4 protein-coding genes are annotated in these 4,068 nt (G+C 32.8%); 1 reads left to right on the forward strand and 3 read right to left on the reverse strand.

Annotated features, from left to right (window positions below):
- Nucleotides 1–76 precede the first annotated feature (76 nt).
- Together DRF58_RS17705 and DRF58_RS17710 are read right to left on the reverse strand one after the other, a co-directional pair.
- Nucleotides 77–505 carry a UvrD-helicase domain-containing protein gene (locus tag DRF58_RS17705; RefSeq protein ID WP_116037260.1) on the reverse strand — a complete coding sequence of 143 codons (429 nt, stop codon included), beginning with the start codon at nt 503–505 and terminating at the stop codon, nt 77–79.
- A complete protein-coding gene (locus DRF58_RS17710) occupies nt 502–2,613 on the reverse strand; it encodes an AAA family ATPase (RefSeq protein WP_116037262.1) in 2,112 nt (703 codons plus the stop codon). The genes DRF58_RS17705 and DRF58_RS17710 overlap by 4 nt, the downstream gene beginning before the upstream one ends.
- Nucleotides 2,614–2,889: 276 nt before the next feature.
- On the opposite strand from DRF58_RS17710, the gene DRF58_RS17715 reads away from it, so the two are divergent.
- Nucleotides 2,890–3,108: a hypothetical protein gene (locus DRF58_RS17715; protein WP_116037263.1), complete on the forward strand. Its 219-nt coding sequence runs from the start codon at nt 2,890–2,892 to the stop codon at nt 3,106–3,108.
- 29 nt (nt 3,109–3,137) lie between these two features.
- Here the strand turns inward: DRF58_RS17715 and DRF58_RS17720 are convergent, their stop codons facing one another.
- Nucleotides 3,138–3,533: a hypothetical protein gene (locus DRF58_RS17720; protein ID WP_116037264.1), complete on the reverse strand. Its 396-nt coding sequence runs from the start codon at nt 3,531–3,533 to the stop codon at nt 3,138–3,140.
- Nucleotides 3,534–4,068: the final 535 nt, after the last annotated feature.

Genomic DNA, 4,068 nt, shown 5'->3' on the forward strand with positions numbered 1-4,068 from the left:
GGTGGTCATTTTGGACCGGAAAGTGGTGGTCACTTTGCTCCGAAATCAGTGGTCAATTTACTCCGAAATTAGGTGGTCAATTTGACCGTCTTTTCCAGTTTACTGGGTCAATTTGTTTCAGCTTATATTTTTCTTTCAATTGGCTAATTAAATCAGAGCAAAAAGTTTCATCTGCAATTGAAAATCCGTTTTGCAATTCGGGCAGGTAGCAAGAATAAGGTTTGATTATCCACTCTAAACAGAAGGCGTGAAGTGTTCCTGACCAAATTCTACTGTCTTTAATTCCCATTGCATTTAACCGCCTGAAAATTTCTTCTGATGCTCTTACTGTGAAGGTAACGGCTGCAATTCTCTTTTTATTTCCTTCATCCAGCTGGCTTAATTCATGTGCAAGCTTGCGAATAATTACTCTTGTTTTTCCACTACCAGGACAAGCAGTCAACAAAACATTTCCGTTCTGCACGACTGCATCTTTTTGTTCTTTATTAAGACCATCAAGTATCATAGGTAACTGATAAACTTTGTTAGTTGGTCGTCAGGGAAAGTAGCGCAAAACTCTGCAATGAGCTCCGCTTCACTTTTGCCTTTTATTTTAAACTTCTTTGCTTCATCTTGATTATCATCATGCCCATTTGCCTTCATGCTATTCCAACGATGAATTATTGACTTTACTTTTGATGATATATTTATATGAGGGGAAGCAAACGCAATTGCTTTAAGAATATAATCTGGAATGTAAGTATTATAAAGCAATTGTTCAGCGACAATCAATGCTAACCAACCCTTTCCTTTCTTGTCGGCAATTCGTAATACCTCTACACCTGCAACATCAACAGAAGCATCTTCAAGTTTAGTTTTGGCTTTGGTTATGTTTGCTTGATTCGTATATATTTGATTAAGGGATTGAACAAATTCATAGCTGTTTTCATTCATTAGAAGGTCAACCTCAAAAGTATGTTTGGCATAAAAGGGTTTTACAAATGGATTCCCATTACAGAAATCCGTTAGTTGGGTTTTTCTGCTTGCTCCATTTGTTTCCGATGCACGACAATGTTTTTGGTAATCATTATCATGGCTTGCGTCGGTAGGGAGTGTTACAATAGATTTATCTAAGTCAGTTAAAATCGCACAATGTTTTTTAATTCTGTGAGGATGAAATATTCTTGCAATGTTTTCAAAGCCTGTACTACCTATATTCACCAAGCTAACACCGATTTCATCGAGAGAAAGCCCAAAAACTTTTTTAAACAATTCCGGTATTAATATTTGTTCGGCATCTCCTTCAACTAAAATAACTCCTTTTGCAAATAGTAAATTACTTCTTACAGCATCTAAGTATCTTTCAACTCTTGTTATTTCGTCTGGGTCTAACTTATTAGAGGGTTGAAATACTAAGGCCTCTTTATTACCACGACTTAAAATATTGACACTACTAATTTTACTTACCGAAGAAATGTGTGTTGAATGGGTTGAAATTATTACTTGTGTTTTGTTTTCTTTCAGACTATTGAAAAGAGTTTTTTGAACGTGTGTATGAATATGCGCCTCTGGCTCCTCTATCAACAAGAAATTGGCAATTCTGTCTGTTCTTACTTTCTCGTATTCAAGAAGTTTTAATGAAAGATAAATCATATTGGCTCCACCCAAACTTAACTCCCAGATTCTTCCCTTATAACCTTCTTCATCCGGGTCACCAACCCATAATTTTAAGGATTGGAATAACTTTGCCATTTCATTTGGCAACTCAGATTGTATGTCAATGTTTGGAGCGTAAGTAGTTCCTACTGCTTCTTTAATGCTTCTGTCAATACCTTGTTTTACTTCGACAACTTCATCCAAAGAACTAATTTGGTCATTTAGTTTGTCAATACTTTTGATGATTTCATCTTGTTTTGCTACTTCAACAGTTTTTTCTTTTCCTCTTAGTAGGTTAATTAAAGGGTTGTTAGAGTAAGACTTTAGATCACTTTCTACATCTCGTAGAGCTTTAATGAAAGTACAGGATAATTCATTGTGTATATTTATTTCTTTAGGTAACCACGTCCCAATAGTCAATTCTTCTTTATCATCTGGGTTGGGAAATTCAATAGTATCAAAATTACCAACGAACTTTTTATAAACTGTGTCTTCTGCAAAATCTCCAGAACCACGACTTAGATAAACAGTTTCGTAATCATCCAAAGTAATTTTATCTAAAAACAATTGTAAGTCAGTAGCATTTTTGCCTGCGGTTTGTGAATAGTCATAAAGTTCTTTCCTGATTTGATATTTAGGTCTAAAATAAACAGAATAACTTCCATTTTTTGAAGAATTCATATGACCACTTGATTGAACAGCTAATGCTTGCGCTTCTTCACTTGCATCAAGATTATCAAAAAAGAGAGAAATTATTATCCAATGTCCTGACCAATTGCCTAGGCTTCTGGTAAAATCGGTAGAATAAAGTTTTACATATCGAGGTAAAGTGTCATCAATTAGAATTCTTAACGCATAAAACAAGTTGGTTTTACCAGCTCCATTTTCTCCTATTATTGTATTAATGCCATTTGAAAAATGAAATTTGGCATTTTTGAAGTTTCTAAAATTTCTAAGAGATAAAGATGATATGTACATGGTAAAGTTTATGTATCTAAAATACAAAAAACTTAGTGATAAAGAGTGGGTTTTGTGCTTATTCTAAAAAAATAATTCTAGTCATAATTTTTTAATTTTTTTTATCTTTACAAAAAGCACATCTATGAAAACTCTAAAAATCTACAGTATAGTTGCAACCCTCGCTATCATCGGATTTTCCATTTGGATTTACTGATTAAAAAAAGAATTACAAGAAACTGAAGAAATCTTGGAAATGTGTTCAGACAGATACTATAAAGAAATTGGTAAGCAAGAATGAAAAAAGAAATTTCATTTTACGATTATACATTCTTATCACAAGATAATCAATATGACTTACTATTTAGCCTAGGAGAGTTTATAGATTCTGCAGAAAAAGGAAGCGCAAAATATGTTTTATATAAGCTATTTAATTTCTATGTTGAAGTAGTATACGATTCTCAAAATAATTTTGTGAAGCAAATCAGTAGTTTTTTAAATGCTAGAAATCATTGATAGTTGCCCTGAAATTCCATTTGATCATTTTACGATTTATTACCATTATATTTTTTTGCAAATTCTTTTAATGCTTTAATTATCTTGGGGTTATTGACTTTCACTATTTTCCCAGTTAGTTTATCTATTTTATCAATTTCATACGGCATTCTTTCAATCTTATGTAATCGATTTAATTCATTTTGTAATTCCTTTGCCAATCCAGTGTCAATCCTATGTTGTGATTCCAATAAATCTTTATTGTCAACTTCGAGAAGTTCTCCAATTTTATTTAAATTATCACTATTTGGTTGGTAGTTATTCGAATTCCATTGACTAACTGTTGTATAATCAACGTTCACCCACAATGATAATAAGCGTGATGATGCACCTTTGTCATTTGCAATACTTTTTATTCTATTTATGGCTCTTTTCTTATTTGACATAAAATTAAGTTTTAAAAGTTTGTGTATAACACAAACTTTATTTATATTTGCTTAGTTAAAAGATAATTGCGACTGTTTTTAAACTGTATAATACAGTTAATAAATGATGTCTCTCATGAAAGAAAACCGCAAATATTCCACATGAGTTGACATGAGTTCGCCACAATACTATTAGATTTTACTATTTTTGTATATCTAATAGGGCGAACTTCATGTAAGACTTTGTGGAACCACGAGAAATCGTGGTGGCTCTTTGCGGTGCCTCTTTCAAAGCTTTGGAGTTCGCCTCTTATTATTTCTCCACTGCAAACCAGAGTACATCGTTCCATAAAAATACATTATGAGGACGATTTTTTTTTATTACCAAATCAAAAAACCGCCGGATGACCCGTCACCTGGCGCTAAACGCCACACCAGAAAAACTTCAGCCCTGCACTGGATATGCAAATAAAAATTCCAGTATAAGTTAAGCTACATTTTGATAAATTTTGTTTTGATTGTTAAACTCTTCAATAGTTTGATAATTCAAAGCACT

The sequence above is a fragment of the Epilithonimonas hispanica genome (genome assembly GCF_003385395.1).
Lineage (GTDB): Bacteria > Bacteroidota > Bacteroidia > Flavobacteriales > Weeksellaceae > Epilithonimonas > Epilithonimonas hispanica.

What these genes read in the sequence shown, in the direction of transcription:
- DRF58_RS17710 (WP_116037262.1), bottom strand. Translation starts at nt 2,613, where the DNA reads ATGTACATATCATCTTTATCTCTTAGAAATTTTAGAAACTTCAAAAAT.
- DRF58_RS17720 (WP_116037264.1), bottom strand. Translation starts at nt 3,533, where the DNA reads ATGTCAAATAAGAAAAGAGCCATAAATAGAATAAAAAGTATTGCAAAT.
- DRF58_RS17705 (WP_116037260.1), bottom strand. Translation starts at nt 505, where the DNA reads ATGATACTTGATGGTCTTAATAAAGAACAAAAAGATGCAGTCGTGCAG.
- DRF58_RS17715 (WP_116037263.1), top strand. Translation starts at nt 2,890, where the DNA reads ATGAAAAAAGAAATTTCATTTTACGATTATACATTCTTATCACAAGAT.